Origin of the sequence: Pseudomonas sp. RL_5y_Pfl2_69 (genome assembly GCF_963970465.1) — a bacterium.
In the GTDB taxonomy this organism is placed as follows: Bacteria; Pseudomonadota; Gammaproteobacteria; order Pseudomonadales; family Pseudomonadaceae; genus Aquipseudomonas.
The window spans coordinates 94,590-112,957 of the sequence record NZ_CAXAOU010000004.1; the positions used below are offsets into that span (position 1 = coordinate 94,590).

Below are 18,368 nucleotides of genomic sequence, written 5' to 3' on the forward strand. Positions count from 1 at the left end.
CACTGGTTTGGGGCGAAATCCCACGTTTCCCGAGGTTCCGATGGCTGCCTACAACCTGCGCCAACTCAGATATTTTGTGACCACGGCCGACTGCGGCAGCGTCGCCGAAGCGTCGCGCAAGCTTTACATCGCACAACCGTCCGTCTCGACCGCGATCAAGCAACTGGAAGACAGTTTTGGTGTGCAGCTGTTTATCCGTCATCACGCCCAGGGCGTGTCACTCACACCCAGTGGCGCACGGTTTTACCGCAAGGCGCTGGAGTTGTTGCGAGTGGCCCATGAGTTCGAACAAAACGCCCTGGCCGACAATGACGTAGTGGCGGGGCAGATCGATATCGGCTGCTTTGAAACCGTCGCACCGCTGTACTTGCCGCGTTTGATCGCCGGCTTCAAGGCGCGTTGGCCCGGGGTGGAGATCCGCATTCGCGACGGTGAGCAGCAGGAGCTGGTACAGGCGCTCACCGCAGGCACTATTGATGTGGCGATGCTGTTTGAACACGACCTGGGAACCGCCATCGAGACTGCGCCACTGATGCCGCCGCAGCAGCCATACGCCCTGTTACCGGCCGATCACCGCTTTGCACAGCAAGCCAGAGTGTCCCTGGCGGATCTGGTCCTGGAGCCCATGATTCTGCTGGATGTGCTGCCCAGCCGGACCTACTTCGTGAGCATATTCGAGGAGCGCGGGTTGACGCCGAATATCGTGTTCAGTTCGCCGTCGATCGAGATGGTTCGGGGGATGGTGGGCAGGGGGTTCGGCTTTTCGATACTCGTCACCAAACCGTTCACCGAGTACACCTATGACGGCCAGAAGGTCGTGTGTGTGCCGCTGGCTGAAACGGTCACCGGTTCAGGCTTGTCGGCTGTGTGGCTGCGTCGCGCACCATTGACCAAACCGGTGCAGCTGTTTGTCGACTACTGCCGTGAAGAACTGGCGCAGTTACTGGGCTAGAACTGTGGGAGCCGGGCTTGCCCGGCTCCCACAGTTGATGGGTATCGTTTGGGGTATCAGGTGCGGATCGAGTGCAGCATCCGCAGCAACATGGCATCACATCCCGCCAACTGAGCCACACTCACAAACTCATCCGGCTTGTGCCCCTGGTCCATGCTGCCGGGCCCGCAGACCACCGTGGGAATGCCCACGGCATCGAACAGCCCCCCTTCGGTACCAAACGCGACGGTGCCGAATTCCCGCGAGCCGCTGAACGCTGCAATCAACTCAGCCGCCTGGCTGCGCTCATCAGTCACCAGGTCCGGGTACGCGGACAACTCGGTAAAGCGGATCGCACTCTGCGCGCTGACGGCCTGCATGCGTGGCAACACCTGTTGCTCGGCGTACGCCTTCAACTGCGACGCCACCTCACTCGGGTCCAGGGACGGCAATGCGCGAATCTCGAAATCAAACCGGCAATCGGCAGGCACGATGTTCAGCGCTTTGCCCCCGGTAATCACCCCGGTTTGCACGGTGCTGAACGGCGGATCAAAACGGGGATCCTGTGTCTCCTGTAGTTGGTGTCCTATACGCCCCAACTCGCCAATCAACGCGGCGGCATGCTCGATGGCATTCACGCCATAGGGCGCATAGGCCGAATGACACGCCTCGCCCTGCACATCACAGCGCATGGCGAGCTTGCCTTTATGGCCGAGTACCGGCTTGAGCTGCGTCGGTTCGCCGATAATGCACAGCATCGGCTTCACCGGCCGCTGCTCCAGTACCTTGAGCAACGAGCGCACGCCCAGGCAGCCGACTTCTTCGTCGTACGACAGGGCGATATGCACCGGCATGCGCAACGGCGCCTGAATCAGCGCCGGGACCAACGCCAGCACACAAGCGATGTAACCCTTCATATCCGCCGTGCCCCGGCCAAACAGCTTGCCGTCGCGCTCAGTCAGCTCAAACGGTGGCACTGTCCATGGCTGGCCATCCACCGGCACCACGTCGGTGTGTCCCGACAGCACAATACCCGCCAGTCCTTGCGGGCCAATACTGGCGAACAGGTTGGCCTTGCTGCGCTCTTCGTTGTAGACCAACTCACTGGCCACACCAAACCCGGCCAGGTAATCGCGCACAAAGTCGATCAGTTGCAGGTTGGACTCGCGGCTGGTGGTGTCAAACCCCACCAGCTTGTGCAGCAGATCGCGGCTGCTACTCATCGATCATCTCCGGCCACGCCGTAGCCGGGGGAGCGGTCGGGAGCGATGGCGCGGTCGATGTAGTCCTGCACTTGCGGGCGATAAGCGTCCCAGAGTTTCTGCAGTTCAGTGATCGGGCGCTCATCGGCCCAGTCCACCCGCAGGTTGATGATCGGCCAGGTCAGTTCGCCCACCACCACCAGCGCGGCGGAATGCACCGGGCCGGCCTCGCCGCCAGCGTCGATGGCGGCATGCATGGCAGCCAGCAGCCGGTCCGCCAGTTGGCCTTCGCCTTGCTCGAACGCCAGGACCATGGCCTCGATCACTGCGCGGTCGGCCAGCATGTTGCCCGCCGCCACGCATTGTTCGCCCGCGACCCCATTGTGGGTACCCAGGGTCTCGCTGCCGCTGAAATGCACGGTGCGGCCCAGGTGATCAATCGCCGTCAATTGCCGGTACTGGCTGTAGCCATTGCTCGTAAGCGCCTTGTCCAGCGCTGCGGCCGGGGCGAGGCCCCGTTCCAGCAAGTCCAGCACGTCCGGGCCCAGGGCCGGCAGGGTGATGTTCTGGGTTGAAACCGCGCCAACACCGGGGCGCAACCAGGGGCAGCGGGCACCCACGGCAATACTCGATGAGCTGATGGCGATGCCCAACTGGCCGGTGTCCGCGCAACGGCCAACGATTGAAAACGTCATGGGTAGCCTCCTTACTCCGGGATAACCGCGATCACATCGATTTCCATCAGCCACTGGGGCTGCCCGAGGGCCGACACCACCAGTCCGGTAGAGATCGGAAACACCCCCTTGAGCCATTTGCCGACTTCCTGGTAAACCGGCTCGCGGTAGCGCGGGTCGATCAGGTAGGTGGTGGTCTTGACGATATGGCTCAGGTCGCTGCCCGCTTCTTCGAGCAGTTGCTTGACGTTGCGCATGGCTTGCTCGGTCTGGGCCCTTGGGTCTCCCAGGCCAACGAGCCTGCCTTCGAAATCGGTGCCCACCTGGCCACGCACATACACGGTGTTGCCAGCGCGCACAGCCTGGCAAAGGTCGTTGTCCAGGGTTTGGTTAGGGTAGGTTTCCTTGGTGTTGAACATGCGGATGCGAGTGTGAGTAGGCATCAAATAAACTCCGAAAAAAGTGATCAGGCGCTGACAGTCGGTTGGCGAGCCACGGCAGGGGCTTGGCGGTAGTCGAGGTATTTGCGCTGGGTGGCGATGTGGTCGGCCACGTGCTTGGCGTCGTGCCAGACGCCCCAGATAAACGATGAACCTCGACGCGACTGCCACGGCAAGCCAAGGAAGTAGATCCCGGACTCGCTCGATACGCCGCGCTGGTGCTGGGGCTTGCCGGTGGCGTCGAACGCATCGACCTTCAACCAGCTGTAGTCCACGGCAAACCCGGTGGCCCAGATGATCGACGTGATACCCGCCGTGGCCAGGTCCAGTTCCAGGATCGGGTTCTTGATGCACGGCGCATCAGCAAACACGCGACGGGCTTGCGGTTCCGCAGGCAAGTCCAGGCCGTTGCGCTCTACATAGGCATCGGCCGCATCCAGCAGGGCCAGGTAGTTCTCATCACCGCGGGCCAGGTTTTCCAGCAGGTTGGGCTGGAAACGGGCGACGCTGCCATTGAACGATTGGGTCAGGCCAACCAGCGTCATGCCTTGCTGGGCCAGCTCGCGAAAATCAATGGTTTTGCCACCCTGGGCGCCGCTTACCGCAATGGTCACGTGCTCGCGGCCAGGCTTCATCGCCGCCTGATCCCACTCGCCCAGCACACCCAGCCACCAGCAGAAATCGCGGTTGCGATAGGCGCGGGGCGGTCGGTCGTGGGCACCGACGGACAGGTACACCTGGCGACCGGAGCGTTGCAATTCATCGGCGATCTGCACGCCGGAAGAACCCGCGCCCACCACCAGAACGGCGCCAGCCGGCAGCTGCGAAGGGTTGCGATAGTCGGCGGAGTGAATCTGATGCAACGCGGTGTCTTGAGGTGCAATCGCCGGAATCACCGGTTTCTGGAATGGCCCGGTCGCCGCCACCACGCGGTTGGCTTCGATCACGCCTTCGCTGGTATGCACGGTAAAGCCCGGGCGTCCGATATTGCGGGTTACAGACAGAACGTCCACGCCGGTACGGATCGGCGCATTGAACTTGCGTGCATAGGCTTCAAAGTAATCCGCCACCCGCTCTTTTGGCGCAAAGCCATCGTCGGCGACGTCATCGAATGCCATGCCCGGAAACCGGTCATGCCAGGCAGGTCCGTTGGCCACCAGCGAATCCCAGCGCCCGGTGCGCCAGCGTTCGGCAATACGACTGCGCTCCAGAACCAGGTGCGGCACGCCTTGCTTGCTCAGGTGCTCACTCATGGCCACGCCAGCCTGACCGGCTCCCACCACCAGGGTGTCTATTTTTGTTATCGCTACCGTCATGTCTCTGTCCTTGCGTAATGCAGTTGGATTCAGTTCGTGCATGACTTCAAGGCTAGGGGGAGGGCAGTTTTAAATAAAATATTATTAAGCTGGGAAGTGAGCATAAAAATTGAATGCAGAAGTTCTCGCCCTGATTACTCAATATTGCCCCTGTATCTACGCGCGAAACGGCATGCACACGGTGCTCAGGACCCTTCTGCCAGACGGGCCGACGCCTTGAAAGTGGCCAGGCCGGGGTGGCCAGGCTCCTCACCCTAACGGGTGATTTCGATGATTTTCAGGGTGTGGGAGTATCACTCCACTCCTTGGCGCCAGTGACGTGGTGTCGTACTCAACCGTACTTTCGGCGAGTCTTTGAAGTGGAAAACGACCGGCTTTCATCTGCGCAATGGTTCGAACAGATGGCCAGAGTGACCGAGAGCATCGGGCAGTCGGGCTTCACCGCTACGTTGTTCGAAGCCCTGGGATGTATCTGGCCCATTCAGGCGACAACGTTGTACCTGTACCCCCACGGGGGCATGCCCAGTGCGTTGTTCGAACTGGAAGGCCCCTGGTTGCCACAAGGCAATGTGCGCCAGTACCTGTCCGGGTTCTATTTGCTGGACCCGTTCTACGGGGCCTGCATCGAAGGCGTCAGTTCAGGGTGTTACAACCTTGAGGATGTTGCCCCCGATCACTTCGAACTCGGCGAATACTTCCAGTCGTTTTACCGTCACTCACATCTGGAAGATGAGTTGAACTACATCCTGCAGTCCAGTGCCGGGCTGAGCCTGTCGGTGTCACTGGCGTTTACGCAAAAACTGGACGCAACCACCACCCAGCAGTTCAAGCGGATAGCGCCCTGGGTGCTGGCGGTGCTGGGCAAGCATTTCGTCGGTCTGGATGCCCGGGGATCGCGCTTCGAAAACCTGCTGGAACAGCGAATCCATTCGGCCCTGAACAACTTCGGTTCGTCGCTGCTGACCGAGCGCGAATGCCGGATTGCCCAGCTGATCTTGCGCGGCCACTCCACACGTTCTCTGGCCGAACGCCTTGGGGTCACGGAAGACACCATCAAGTCCCACCGCAAGAACATCTACAGCAAGCTGGATATCGGTACGCAATCGGAACTGTTTTCCCTGTTTATCGATTCCCTGGCAGAAGCCCAGGGGGTGCTCAGCAAAGACCCCCTTGAAAGCTACATGAGCAAGAACCGCTGAGCGGCGCGCTTGCCCTTGTGTGACTCCCAACAAAAAGAGAAAACCATGAATTTACCATTCGAGTTGAAGCGCCAGACTGAGGATTACCAGCAGGCTGACGCGGCCCACCACATCCACGCCTTTGTGGATCAAAAAGCCCTGAATGCCGAAGGCCCGCGAGTGATGGTGCGGGGCAAGGGCCTGTATCTATGGGACAGCGAAGGCAAGCGCTACCTGGACGGTATGTCGGGGCTGTGGTGCACCCAGCTCGGCTATGGTCGCAAGGACTTGACCGCCGCTGCCGCCGCGCAGATGGACCAGCTGTCGTACTACAACATGTTCTTTCACACCACCCATCCGGCGGTGATCGAACTGTCCGAGTTGCTGTTCAGCCTGCTACCGGGTCACTACAGTCACGTGATCTACACCAACTCCGGCTCCGAAGCCAACGAAGTGCTGATCCGTACCGTGCGCCGCTACTGGCAAGTTGTCGGCAAGCCGCAGAAAAAAATCATGATCGGCCGCTGGAATGGCTACCACGGTTCCACCCTCGCGGCTTCTGCGCTGGGCGGCATGAAGTTCATGCACGAAATGGGGGGCATGATTCCCGACGTCGCCCATATCGATGAGCCGTATTGGTACGCCCAGGGCGGCGAGTTGACTCCGACTGAGTTCGGTCGTCGCTGTGCCCTGCAACTGGAAGAAAAGATCCTCGAACTGGGCGCCGAAAACGTAGCGGGCTTTATCGCGGAACCGTTCCAGGGCGCGGGCGGGATGATTTTCCCTCCAGAAAGCTACTGGCCCGAGATTCAACGCATCTGCCGCCAGTACGATGTACTGCTCTGCGCCGATGAGGTGATTGGTGGCTTTGGTCGCACCGGCGAGTGGTTTGCTCATGAGTACTTCGGTTTTGAACCAGATACCCTGTCGATCGCCAAGGGCCTGACCTCCGGTTACATACCGATGGGCGGCCTGGTGCTGAGCAAGCGTATTGCCGATGCGCTGGTGGAGCAGGGCGGGGTCTTCGCCCACGGCCTGACCTACTCCGGGCACCCGGTCGCGGCAGCGGTGGCGCTGGCCAACCTCAAGGCGCTGCGTGATGAAGGCATCGTACGCACGGTGAAGGAAGACACCGGGCCATACCTGCAACAGATCCTGCGCGAAGTGTTCGCCCATCACCCGATGATCGGCGAGATCCAGGGCACGGGCTTGCTCGCGGCCTTGCAGTTCGCCGAGGACAAGAGCACGCGCAAACGCTTCGACAATGAAAACGACCTGGCCTGGCAGTGCCGCACCTTTGGTTTTGAAGAGGGCGTCATCATTCGCTCGACATTGGGCCGCATGATCATGGCGCCCGCCCTGGTAGCAACCCGAGGCGAACTGGACGAGCTGGTCGAGAAGACCCGCATTGCAGTAGACCGCACCGCACGGATCGCGGGAAAACTGTGAAGTGATCGGCCCACCACCCCGCATCCGGGGTGGTGGGCGACATCGTTACATCGCCCTGCGTGCACATCACCACTTTCAACGAATGATTCACTAACGGTATCGATTTCATCGAATGCCGCGGCGCCCTGCATTCCAATTTCCAGGAGTCAGCAATGAATACAATAACAAACGTGGCCGATACTCCCTCCCATCATTCCTCCTCCAGCGCAACGTCGGCCCGCAGGTTTCGACAACCGCTGGGCCTTGTCGGACTGGTTCTTTTCGGCCTGGCCTACATGGTCCCGCTGGCGGTGTTTACCACCTACGGCCTGGTCACCCAGATGACCAAGGGGCACCTGCCGACCGCCTACCTGTTGACGCTCGCGGCCATGCTGCTGACCGCCTACAGCTATGGACGCATGGTTCAGGCGCACCCTTATTCAGGATCGGTCTACACCTATACGCGCAAGGCTTTCGGTGCCTATTTCGGCTTTATTGCCGGCTGGACGTTATTGCTGGACTACATCTTCCTGCCGTTGCTCAGCTATTTGCTGATCGGCATCTACATGTCCGAGTACTTTCCCGCAGTTCCGACCGCGGTGTGGGTGCTCGGCTCCATTGCCCTGGTGACGGTACTCAACCTGGTGGGTATCGAGTCCATCACCCGGGTCAACTGGATACTGATCGTTGCCCAACTGGTCTTCATCGTGGTGTTCGTGGCGTTGTCAGTGAACACCCTGAGCGGGCATTCCGAACCGCTTTCGCTGCTCGAACCCTTCCACCATGAAGGCTTCAGCGTGCCGTTGATCATGACGGGGGCAGCCGTGCTGTGCCTGTCATTTCTGGGCTTCGATGCGGTGTCGACCATGGCCGAAGAAACCCCTGACCCCAAACGTACGATCCCGCTCGCCATCATGGTGGTGTCGTTGGTCGGAGGGCTGCTGTTTCTGGTGGTTTCGTATTGTGCCCAAATGGTTTTTCCGGAATGGAACAGCTTCGCCGACCCGGATTCGGCGTCGGTGGACGTGATGCGTCGCGTCGGTGGCGAACTGCTGGTGACTGCGTTTACCGCGACCTATGTGGCGGGCTGTTTCGCCTCGGCAATGGTGTCCCAGGCCAGTGTCTCCCGCGTGCTGTTTGCAATGGGACGGGACGGAGCATTGCCCCGCGTACTCGGCAAGCTGGTCTCGAAAAAACGGGTGCCTGCCAACGCGATCATCCTGGTCAGTCTGTTCTCTCTGATTGCCCTGTTTATCACCCTGGATACCGTCGCCAACATGATCAGCTTTGGCGCGCTGTTCGCGTTCTCGGCGGTGAATCTGGCAGTGATCAAGCATTACCTGATTGATCAGAAGCTGCGCGGACGCCGCAACTACCTGATGTACGCCGTGCTCCCGGGGCTGGGGTTCCTCAGCACCCTCTGGTTGTGGACGAGCCTTTCGAGCATGTCGTTCCTCATTGGTCTGTGCTGGATGGGCCTGGGGCTCCTGTGTCTGCTGGGCGTCACCCGGGGATTCCGGGTGGGCATGCCGGATTTGAAAATCGCGGAATAACTACAAAAACATCCACTTGGGAGTACTGACATGTTCAACCTTGACTACTGGCAGCAGCGTGTTGCCCGCCAAACCTTCATTGACACCGCCCTGATCGACGGCCAGCCAGTGAGTTCGATGTCCGGGGCGACCTTCGACGCCATCAACCCGGCGACCAATCAATTGCTGGCCCGTGTCGCCGCGTGCGGCGAACAAGAAGTCAACCTGGCAGTGCGCTCAGCACGGCGCGCCTTCAACACAGGCCCTTGGCGGCGCATGGCCCCGGGGGAGCGCAAGAAAATCCTGATCAGGTTGTCCGGGCTGCTGATGGCCCACCGCGAAGAGCTGGCGCTGCTGGATTCGCTGAACATGGGCAAGCCGGTGATGGATGCCTACAACGTGGATGTGCCCGGCGCCGCACACGTTTTTGCCTGGTACGGCGAAGCCCTCGACAAGGTCTATGATCAGGTCGCACCTACGGCTCACAACGCACTGGCCACCATCACCCGGGAAGCGCTGGGGGTTGTTGCCGCGGTGGTGCCGTGGAACTTTCCGCTGGACATGGCCGCCTGGAAACTGGCCCCCGCATTGGCTGCCGGCAACAGCGTGGTGCTGAAACCAGCGGAGCAATCGCCATTTTCTGCGTTGCGCCTGGCCCAGCTCGCCTTGGAGGCCGGTATCCCGGAAGGTGTGCTGAACGTGGTGCCCGGCCTGGGCGAGAGCGCCGGCAAGGCCCTCGGCTTGCATCCCGACGTTGATTGCCTGGTGTTCACCGGTTCCACCCAGGTCGGCAAGTACTTCATGCAGTACGCCGCGCAGTCCAACCTCAAGCAGGTCTGGCTGGAGTGCGGTGGCAAGAGCCCGAACCTGGTGTTCGAAGACTGCCAGGATCTGGACCTGGCTGCGGAAAAAGCCGCCTTCGGCATTTTCTTCAATCAGGGTGAAGTGTGCTCGGCCAACTCCCGGCTCTACGTGCAGCGCTCCATCCACGACGAATTCGTCGAGCGCCTGATCAGCAAGTCTCGCGCCTGGTTGCCCGGTGATCCCCTGAACCCGGGAAGCGCTGCGGGCGCCATCGTCGACAGCGAGCAAACAGCCCGCATCATGAAAGCCATCGGCCAGGCCACTGCGGGTGGTGCCACGTTGTTGAGCGGTGGTGAACAGCTGACCATCAATGGCTCTTCAAACTTTATCCAGCCGACGATATTCGCCAACGTGAACAGCGCCATGAGCATTTCCCGTGAAGAGGTGTTTGGTCCCGTCCTGGCCGTCAGCGCCTTTGATACTGAAGAGGAGGCCGTGGCGCAAGCCAATGACAGCATTTACGGGCTGGCAGCGTCGGTGTGGAGCGATGACCTGAATCGTGCCCACCGTGTGGCCCGTGCCCTGAATGCCGGTACGGTGTCGGTCAATACCGTCGACGCTCTGGATGTGGCGGTTCCCTTTGGCGGAGGCAAGCAGTCCGGTTTCGGGCGCGATCTGTCGCTGCACTCGTTTGACAAGTACACGCAGCTGAAAACTACCTGGTTTCAGTTTCGTTAAGCAGGGGTGGGAGCGGGGTGATCGGACGGATTCAGAGGCTGGGCAGAACCCTCGTTTTGCGCCAGCAACCTATCTATCAAGCTGCGGATGACCTTTGGCAGAGCCTCAAGATCACGGACCAGAATGCTTCGCTCCCGCACGCGCCAGGGCTCGTCGAGCTCGATGACTGACAGGCCCATGGTCTGTTGATGTCGACGGGCCGAAGACTCCGGCAGGATGGCCAGGCCCACGCCCGCTTCGACCATCCGGCACATCGCTTCAAAGCTGTAGACCTTGATCCGCATGTTCAGCGTATTGCCGTGCAGGGCCACCTGTTCGCTCAAGAAACGCAGCAGGGTGGTGCCTTCGTGCAAACCGATGTGCGCATAGGCCAGGGTCTCCGCCAGCTTGATGGTTGTGCGCCCGGCCAGGGGATGGTCGAGGGGCGTGACCAGTACCAACTGGTCAGTACTGAAGTGTATGACCTGCAAACTGTCGGCCTCGACCGGGCCGGCAATGATGCCCATGTCCGTCGAGCCCTCCAGCACGCCCCGAACAATGTCGCGGCTCAACCGCTCCTGCAGGTCAACCGTCACCCCCGGACGTTCGGCGAGAAAGCCTGCAAGGATTTCGGGCAAGAACTCCGTGGCCGCCGTGGTGTTGGCAAAGATCCTGATATGCCCCGAGGATTCGGTGCCGTACTCGGTGAACTCGCTTTTCAGGTAGTCCACCTGCCGCATGATCACGCGGGCATGGTGCAGGAACAGTTCCCCCGCAGGTGTGAGTTCAACGCCCCGACTGTCACGGTAGAGCAGGCGGCTGGCGAGGTTTTCTTCCAGGCTTTTGATCCGGGCGCTGGCGGCTGCCGGGGAGATGAATGCCTTGCGCGCACCCTGGGTCATGCTGGGGGATTCGGCGATATGGATAAACAGGCGCAGGTCGACGAGATCAAAGTGCATGGCAGATTTTCCCAGGGCATGAATGCTGCTGTGTGGCTGCGGCGTTAAGCAAAACCGAACGCCCCCTTACCGAAACGCAGATTCACAGATCGCTGTGCTTTTGGCAATCATGGTCAAAATAACAAGCCACGGGGCAATCACCGATGAGCGATAACGCACTGTCTGCCTGGATAGGTCGCACTGAAGAGTGCCATGACTGTCTGAGCCTTAACCTGGTCACCCGCATCGCCGCGACCTTCGGCGAGCAGGCGCCACTGGCCGGTGAGCCGCTGCCGCCATTGTGGCAGTGGTGTTTTTTCCAGAGCGCAGTGGCGCCGGGCGAGCTGGGTGGCGATGGCCATCCGGCACGCGGGGGCTTCCTGCCACCCGCCGATAACCGCAACCGCATGTGGGCGGGCGGGCGTATCGAATTCCACATCCCGCTGAAGGTGGGCGCTCAGGCGACGCGCCTCTCCACCATCACCGATGTCCAGGAAAAACACGGCAAGACCGGCGCTCTGCTGTTTGTCACGGTGCAGCATGACTACCTTCAAGACGGCCAGCTGGCGATCCGTGAAGAACAGGACATCGTCTACCGCGAGCCGACGCCTCCCAAGCTGGCGAGCGGCGACCCGATGCCCGAAGGCGCCTGGCAGGAGTCCGTCACGCCAACCCCCACCTTGTTGTTCCGTTATTCGGCCGTGACCTTCAATGGGCACCGCATCCACTACGACTGGCCCTATGCGACCGAGGTCGAGGGCTACCCGGGGCTGGTGGTTCACGGCCCGCTGATGGCCACGCTCAGTGTGCGCGCGTTCTGCCGGGCCAATCCCGATGCACGGCTGCGCCGCTTCGCTTATCGCGGCCTGCGCCCATTGATTGCGCCTCATCCCTTTAACGTGAGCGGTCGCATTGCCGCGGCGGGCAGGGCTGAGTTGTGGGTGGGCAATGCTGAAGGTATTGCCCAAAAGAGCGAAGTGACCTTCGACTGAATAATGGCAATAAGGATCTGCAATGAATCCGTATCTGAACGAAGACTACAACGCTATTCGCGAGGGTGTGCGCGCCCTGTGTGCCGAGTTTCCCGCGCAGTACTGGCGCAGGATTGACGAAGAAAAGGGCTTTCCTGAGGCGTTTGTGGCCGCCATGACCGAGGCCGGCTGGCTGTCGGCGATGATCCCTGAACAGTACGGCGGCTCGGGCCTGGGGCTGGCCGAAGCGTCGATCATTCTGGAAGAAGTGAACCACTGCGGCGGTAACTCCGGCACTGTGCATGGCCAGATGTACAACATGTTCACTTTGCTGCGCCACGGCAGTGAAGCGCAAAAAAGCTATTACCTGCCCAAGCTGGCCAGCGGTGAGCTGCGCCTGCAATCCATGGCCGTGACCGAGCCCACCACCGGCACCGACACCACCAAGATCAAGACCACGGCCGTGCGCCAGGGCGACTCCTACGTGATCAACGGCCAGAAGGTGTGGATTTCGCGGGTACAGCATTCCGACCTGATGATCCTGCTGGCCCGCACCACGCCGCTGGCCGACGTGCAGAAAAAAGTCGACGGCATGTCGATCTTCCTGGTGGATTTGCGCGAAGCCATCGGCAACGGCCTGACCGTGCAGCCGATTGCCAACATGGTCAATCACGAAACCAACGAGCTGTTCTTCGACAACCTGCACATCCCCGCCAGCAGCCTGATCGGCGAAGAGGGCAAGGGCTTTCGCTACATTCTCGACGGACTCAATGCCGAGCGCACCCTGATCGCTGCCGAGTGCATTGGCGATGGCCGCTGGTTCAATGAAAAGTCTGCGCAGTACGCCCGCGAGCGCGAGGTATTCGGCCGTCCGATCGGGCAGAACCAGGGCGTGCAGTTCCCGATTGCCGAGGCCTACATCGAGCTTGAGGCCGCGGACCTGATGCGCTGGCGTGCGTGCGAGGAGTACGACAGCGGGCGCAGTGCCGGGGCTGCGGCCAACATGGCCAAGTACCTCGCGGCCAAGGCCAGCTGGGAAGCAGCCAACACCTGCCTGCAGACCCACGGCGGTTTTGGTTTTGCCAATGAATACGACGTCGAGCGCAAGTTTCGCGAGACCCGTCTGTATCAGGTGGCGCCCATCTCCACCAACCTGATCCTGTCCTACGTGGCCGAGCACCTGCTTGAGTTGCCGCGTTCTTTCTAAGCATTGACCCGAATTTACATCTGGAGCCTTAACGGAGATTAAGCATGCAGATCAGCCATCTCGACCATCTGGTACTGACGGTACGTGATATTCCCAGGAGTCTGGATTTCTACAGCCGTGTGCTGGGTATGCAGCCGGTAGTGTTTGGCCAGGGGCGCCATGCCCTGTCGTTTGGTCAGCAGAAAATCAACCTGCACCAGGCCGGTGCCGAGTTCGAACCCAAGGCTACGCATCCACTGCCGGGGTCGGCCGACGTGTGCTTCATCGTCAATGACCGACTGGACGTCGTCATCGAGCAGTTGCACGCCCAGGGCGTGAAGATATTGGAAGGCCCGGTCATGCGTACAGGTGCCCGGGGACCGATCCGCTCGATTTACCTGCTTGATCCGGACCTCAACCTGATCGAACTTTCGAATGCCATGGAGCACGCTGAATGAGTCAGCACACACAAGCGCTCACCGGGTTTTTGGCCGGCCTGCGCTACGAGCAGTTGCCCGAAGCCGTGATCAGCCGTACCGAAGACCTGTTTCTCGACTGGCTGGGCTCGGCCCTGGCCAGCCAGGGCTCGCACCCCATCCCGTTATTCGAGCGCTATGGCGCAATGATGGGCCCGGCCAGCGGACCGGCCACAATCCTGGTCAGTGGCAAGACCAGCTCCGCGTATTTCGCCGCGCTGATCAATGGCGCCAGCTCACACCTGGTGGAGCAGGACGACCTGCACAACAGCTCCGTGCTGCACCCGGCGACGGTGGTGTTTGCGGCGGTGCTGGCCGCTGCCCAGGATCTGGGTAAAACGGGCCGCGACCTGATCGTGGCCGCCGTGGCCGGTTATGAAGCCGGCATTCGTATTGGTGAATTCCTCGGTCGTTCGCACTACCGCATCTTCCACACCACGGCCACGGTCGGCACCCTGGCGGCTGCAGTGGGGGTGGGCAAGTTGATGGACTTCAATCAGGAGCAGTTCACCCACCTGCTCGGCACTGCGGGCACCCAGGCGGCGGGCCTGTGGGAGTTTCTGCGCGATGCAGCAGACTCCAAACAGCTGCATACCGCCAAGGCAGCGGCCGACGGCCTGTTGGCGGCCTACCTCACCGCTGACGGGCTCAGTGGCGCTAAAAATATTCTCGAAGGCGAGCAGGGCATGGCCGCAGGAATGTCCAGCGACGCCAATCCAGCATGCCTGTCCGACAGCCTGGGCAGCCGTTGGGCCCTGATTGAAACCTCGTTCAAATTTCACGCCTCGTGCCGCCACACGCACCCGGCGGCGGATGCCCTGCTGGAGGTGATGCAGCGCGAGAATCTGCGGGCTGAAGACATTGCCAGCGTGATCACCCGAGTCCATCAGGGCGCCATCGACGTGTTGGGGCGCGTGCAGGTGCCACAGACCGTTCACCAGGCCAAATTCTCAATGGGCACGGTGCTGGGCCTGATCGCCGTTTACGGCAAGGCCGGATTGCCCGAATTTCATCAACACGCGTTGACCGATCCACGCATCGGGGCGTTTCGCGACAAGGTAAGCATGGTGCTGGACGAGCACGTCGACGGCGCCTACCCGCAGCGCTGGCTGGGCCGTGTGGAGGTGACGACGGTGCAGGGCCGGACGGTGTCCGGCAGCATCGATGAGCCCAAGGGCGATCCGGGCAACACCCTGAGCCGCACCGAGCTGGAGGACAAGTTTCGCCGCCTGCTGGCCTTCTCGGGAGCGTGCAGTGACGAGCAGGCGACGGGGCTTGTGGAGCTGGTCTGGCACCTGCGCCATCTGGACAACCTGGACGTGCTGACCCGCACTGCCGCACCTGCAGGGACTGCATTATGAACGACACGGCATTCAAACCCCGCCCGCTGGACGGCATCACTGTTGTGAGTCTGGAACACGCCATCGCGGCGCCGTTTTGCACTCGTCAGCTGGCTGACCTGGGCGCGCGGGTGATCAAGATCGAACGCCCCGGCTCCGGTGACTTTGCCCGTGACTATGACGAGCGGGTCAATGGCCTGGCCTCGCATTTCGTGTGGACCAACCGCTCCAAGGAAAGCCTGACCCTGAACGTCAAGCAGCCGGACGCGGGAGAGGTTCTTGACAAGCTGCTGGCCACGGCCGATGTGCTGGTGCAGAACCTGGCGCCGGGTGCCGCGCAGCGTATGGGGTTGTCGTTCGAAGCCCTGCATGAGCGTTTTCCCAGGTTGATCGTCTGCGATATCTCCGGCTACGGCGAGGGCGGGCCCTACGAGCAAAAAAAGGCTTACGACTTGCTGATCCAGAGCGAAGGCGGCTTTTTGTCCGTCACCGGCGGGCCGGGGGAAAACGACATGGCCAAAGCCGGTTGCTCCATTGCCGATATCGCGGCGGGCATGTACGCCTACACCGGCGTGCTCTCGGCCCTGCTGTTGCGGGACAAGACCGGGGAGGGCAGCCGCATCGATGTGTCGATGCTGGAAAGCCTGGTGGAGTGGATGAATTATCCGATGTATTACGCCTACGACGGCGCGGCACCGCCTCCGCGGGCCGGGGCCGCCCACGCCACAATCTACCCCTACGGACCGTTCCCAGCGGGGGACGGCGGTACGGTGATGCTCGGCCTGCAGAACGAGCGTGAATGGCAACAGTTCTGCGACAAGGTGTTGCTGCAGCCGGGGTTGGCGGCCGACGTACGCTTTAATGCCAACGCGCGGCGCTCGGACAATCGTGCCGAGTTGCGGGCCATCATCGTTGACGAATTTGCCCGCCTGAGCGCCGATGAAGTCATCGCACGGCTCGACGGGGCGTCGATTGCCAATGCCCATGTCAACGACATGGCCGGGGTGTGGGCCCATCCGCAGCTTCAGGCCCGTGACCGCTGGCGCGAGGTGGACAGTCCGGTCGGCAAGTTGCCCGCACTGCTGCCACCGGGACGCAACGTCGCTTTTGAACCGCGAATGGATGCTGTGCCGCGCCTGGGCGAGCACACCGACAGCCTGCTTGGCGAACTGGGCTATGGCGCCACGGACATCCAGCGACTCCACCAACAAGGAGCAGTGTGAGGCCCTCGCCTCACACTGCGGTACGGAGCATTGCCATGAATAAAATTGCCATGAATAAAACAGTCATTCGATCAGCGCTGTTTGTACCCGCCACTCGCCCCGAGCGTATTGCCAAGGCGCTGGCAAGCGGCGCCGATGCGGTCATCGTCGACCTTGAGGACGCCGTGGCGGAACACCTGAAGGTGCAGGCGCGGGCCAATCTGGAGGCGTTTCTGGAGGCCAATCCCGACGCTCGGGTGCTGGTTCGCATCAATGCGCCGCAGCATGAACAACAGGCGGCTGATCTGGACCTGTGCCGCCGCCAGCCCGGTGTGGTGGCGGTATTGCTGCCCAAGGCAGAGAGCGCCGTGCAGGTCGAATTGGCGGCGGCATGCGCCAAGCCCGTCTGGCCGATCATCGAAAGCGCCAGGGGCTTGCTTGAAATAAAAGCCATCGCCCGGGCAGCGGGGGTTGAACGATTGACGTTCGGTGCCCTGGACCTTGGCCTGGACTTGGGCTTGAGCAGCACGAGCGCCGCAGCGCAGCGCATGCTCGACCAGGCCCGCTATGCCATTTTGCTGCACAGCCGACTGGTGCAACTGGCGCCGCCGCTGGACAGCGTTTTTCCGGATATCAAAAACATCGAGGGCATGGCCCGAATGGCTGCCGATGCCCGGGACATGGGATTTGGCGGCCTGCTGTGCATCCATCCCAGTCAGGTTGCTTTGATTCACGACACCTACATGCCGGGGGCTGAAGAGCTGGACCGGGCCCGGCGGATTCTGGCTGCGGTTGAGTCCGCAGGCGGGGTGTTCGTGATTGACGGGCAGATGGTCGATGCGCCGGTGATCGAGCATTCACGACGAATCGTGCGGCGGGCAGGGGCTGCGCCTGTCTGACACAAACCGCACGAAGGCAACACCAGGCACTACCAAACTTATAACAACAAGAGGTATGTACCCATGTTCAAGCACACCCTTATGGCTTTGGCCTGCGCACTTCCACTATTGACCGGTCATGCGGGCGCGGCCGATCCCATCAGTATCAAGTTCGCCCACGTCGTCGCCGAACACACCCCCAAGGGGCAGGGCGCGCTGCTGTTCAAGAAGCTGGCCGAGGAGCGCCTGCCAGGGCAGGTCAAGGTCGAGGTCTACCCGAACTCCTCGCTGTTCGGTGACGGCAAGGAAATGGAAGCGCTGTTGCTGGGGGACGTGCAACTGCTGGCGCCGTCGCTGGCCAAGTTCGAGCACTACTCCAAGCCGATCCAGATCTTCGACCTGCCATTTCTCTTCGATGATATCCATGCGGTTGACCGCTTCCAGCAAAGCCCGCAAGGCCAGGCCCTGCTCACATCCATGGAAGGCAAGGGCATTACCGGCCTCGGTTACTGGCACAACGGCATGAAGCAGTTGTCCGCCAACAAGGCCCTGCAGGAACCCAAGGATGCCCGGGGTTTGAAGTTCCGCGTACAGGCTTCCGCCGTGCTCGATGAACAGTTCAAGGCCCTGCGCGCCGCGCCGCGCAAGATGAGCTTTGCCGAGGTCTACCAGGGCTTGCAGACCGGGGTGGTCAATGGCACCGAGAACACCTGGTCGAACTACGAGAGCCAGAAAGTGTATGAGGTGCAGAAGTTCTTCACCGAGTCCAATCATGGCGCGATCGACTACATGGTGATCACCAACACCAAGTTCTGGAACAGCCTGCCACCGGATGTGCGCAGCACCCTGGATGAGGTCATGGCCGAGGTCACGGTGGAGGTGAACAAGCAGGCAGAGGTGCTGAACCAGGCCTCACGGCAGAAAATCGTCGATTTTGGCAACAGCGAAATCATCAGCCTGACCCCGCAACAACGGGAGCAGTGGCGTGAAGCCATGCGCCCGGTGTGGAAGAAGTTCGAAAGCGCCATCGGCCCGGATGTGATCGAAGCCGCCGAAAAAGCCAACCAAAGCAGCTAAGGCCTTGTATGTCGTTGGCGACCCCGGGTGGGGTCGCCCGCGCTTGCATCGGTTCCATGTGTCGCTTTGCGACCGCTT

Annotated in this window: 17 protein-coding genes; 12 read left to right on the plus strand and 5 right to left on the minus strand. The window is 61.2% G+C overall.

What is annotated here, in order from left to right; all coding sequences use genetic code 11:
• The first annotated feature begins 40 nt into the window (after positions 1-40).
• Positions 41-952, plus strand: a complete 912-nt coding sequence (locus AACY07_RS08915) for a LysR substrate-binding domain-containing protein (protein WP_019826348.1) — start codon at positions 41-43, stop codon at positions 950-952.
• A gap of 56 nt (positions 953-1,008) precedes the next feature.
• On the opposite strand, the gene argE is transcribed toward AACY07_RS08915, so the two are convergent.
• The 4 genes from argE to AACY07_RS08935 are packed head-to-tail and all read right to left on the minus strand — an operon-like array spanning position 1,009 to position 4,605.
• The gene (gene argE / locus AACY07_RS08920) at positions 1,009-2,154 is read right to left on the minus strand and encodes an acetylornithine deacetylase (RefSeq protein WP_339474457.1); all 1,146 of its coding nucleotides are present in this window, start codon (positions 2,152-2,154) and stop codon (positions 1,009-1,011) included.
• Entirely contained in the window at positions 2,151-2,828 is a 678-nt protein-coding gene (locus AACY07_RS08925) for a DUF1028 domain-containing protein (protein WP_019826351.1), read from the minus strand. Before AACY07_RS08925 ends, argE begins: the two co-directional genes overlap by 4 nt.
• A gap of 11 nt (positions 2,829-2,839) precedes the next feature.
• On the minus strand, positions 2,840-3,250 hold the full coding sequence (locus tag AACY07_RS08930; RefSeq protein ID WP_133076929.1) for a RidA family protein: 411 nt from the start codon (positions 3,248-3,250) through the stop codon (positions 2,840-2,842).
• A gap of 23 nt (positions 3,251-3,273) precedes the next feature.
• Complete coding sequence (locus tag AACY07_RS08935) at positions 3,274-4,605, minus strand: flavin-containing monooxygenase (RefSeq protein ID WP_219263126.1); 1,332 nt, start codon at positions 4,603-4,605, stop codon at positions 3,274-3,276.
• A 359-nt stretch (positions 4,606-4,964) separates the two neighbouring features.
• Here AACY07_RS08935 and AACY07_RS08940 point away from each other — a divergent pair, with 359 nt between their 5' ends.
• The 4 genes from AACY07_RS08940 (at position 4,965) to AACY07_RS08955 (ending at position 10,243) form a co-directional block, all read left to right on the plus strand.
• Positions 4,965-5,762, plus strand: coding sequence for a helix-turn-helix domain-containing protein (locus AACY07_RS08940; RefSeq protein ID WP_339474458.1), 798 nt, complete (start codon positions 4,965-4,967; stop codon positions 5,760-5,762).
• Positions 5,763-5,807: 45 nt separating this feature from the next.
• On the plus strand, positions 5,808-7,190 hold the full coding sequence (locus tag AACY07_RS08945; RefSeq protein WP_339474459.1) for an aspartate aminotransferase family protein: 1,383 nt from the start codon (positions 5,808-5,810) through the stop codon (positions 7,188-7,190).
• A 152-nt stretch (positions 7,191-7,342) separates the two neighbouring features.
• Positions 7,343-8,722 carry an APC family permease gene (locus AACY07_RS08950; protein WP_339474460.1) on the plus strand — a complete coding sequence of 460 codons (1,380 nt, stop codon included), beginning with the start codon at positions 7,343-7,345 and terminating at the stop codon, positions 8,720-8,722.
• A gap of 30 nt (positions 8,723-8,752) precedes the next feature.
• Positions 8,753-10,243, plus strand: a complete 1,491-nt coding sequence (locus AACY07_RS08955; protein WP_339474461.1) for an aldehyde dehydrogenase — start codon at positions 8,753-8,755, stop codon at positions 10,241-10,243.
• Here AACY07_RS08955 and AACY07_RS08960 read toward each other — a convergent pair.
• Positions 10,240-11,181 (minus strand): LysR family transcriptional regulator, encoded by a 942-nt coding sequence (locus AACY07_RS08960; protein ID WP_219263118.1) that lies wholly within the window; start codon positions 11,179-11,181, stop codon positions 10,240-10,242. The genes AACY07_RS08955 and AACY07_RS08960 overlap by 4 nt on opposite strands.
• Before the next feature lie 143 nt (positions 11,182-11,324).
• Between AACY07_RS08960 and AACY07_RS08965 the strand changes: the two genes are divergently transcribed.
• From AACY07_RS08965 to AACY07_RS08995, 7 genes are all read left to right on the plus strand, one after another.
• Positions 11,325-12,152, plus strand: a complete 828-nt coding sequence (locus AACY07_RS08965) for an FAS1-like dehydratase domain-containing protein (RefSeq protein ID WP_339474463.1) — start codon at positions 11,325-11,327, stop codon at positions 12,150-12,152.
• Between the two features lie 22 nt (positions 12,153-12,174).
• Positions 12,175-13,338: an acyl-CoA dehydrogenase family protein gene (locus AACY07_RS08970; protein ID WP_133076921.1), complete on the plus strand. Its 1,164-nt coding sequence runs from the start codon at positions 12,175-12,177 to the stop codon at positions 13,336-13,338.
• A gap of 44 nt (positions 13,339-13,382) precedes the next feature.
• Positions 13,383-13,775 (plus strand): VOC family protein, encoded by a 393-nt coding sequence (locus AACY07_RS08975; protein ID WP_339474464.1) that lies wholly within the window; start codon positions 13,383-13,385, stop codon positions 13,773-13,775.
• The gene (locus tag AACY07_RS08980) at positions 13,772-15,154 is read left to right on the plus strand and encodes an MmgE/PrpD family protein (protein ID WP_339474465.1); all 1,383 of its coding nucleotides are present in this window, start codon (positions 13,772-13,774) and stop codon (positions 15,152-15,154) included. Before AACY07_RS08975 ends, AACY07_RS08980 begins: the two co-directional genes overlap by 4 nt.
• On the plus strand, positions 15,151-16,356 hold the full coding sequence (locus tag AACY07_RS08985; RefSeq protein WP_339474466.1) for a CaiB/BaiF CoA transferase family protein: 1,206 nt from the start codon (positions 15,151-15,153) through the stop codon (positions 16,354-16,356). Before AACY07_RS08980 ends, AACY07_RS08985 begins: the two co-directional genes overlap by 4 nt.
• Positions 16,357-16,406: 50 nt before the next feature.
• Positions 16,407-17,234, plus strand: a complete 828-nt coding sequence (locus AACY07_RS08990; protein ID WP_339474678.1) for an HpcH/HpaI aldolase/citrate lyase family protein — start codon at positions 16,407-16,409, stop codon at positions 17,232-17,234.
• A gap of 63 nt (positions 17,235-17,297) precedes the next feature.
• On the plus strand, positions 17,298-18,290 hold the full coding sequence (locus AACY07_RS08995) for a TRAP transporter substrate-binding protein (RefSeq protein WP_133076916.1): 993 nt from the start codon (positions 17,298-17,300) through the stop codon (positions 18,288-18,290).
• Positions 18,291-18,368 lie beyond the last annotated feature (78 nt).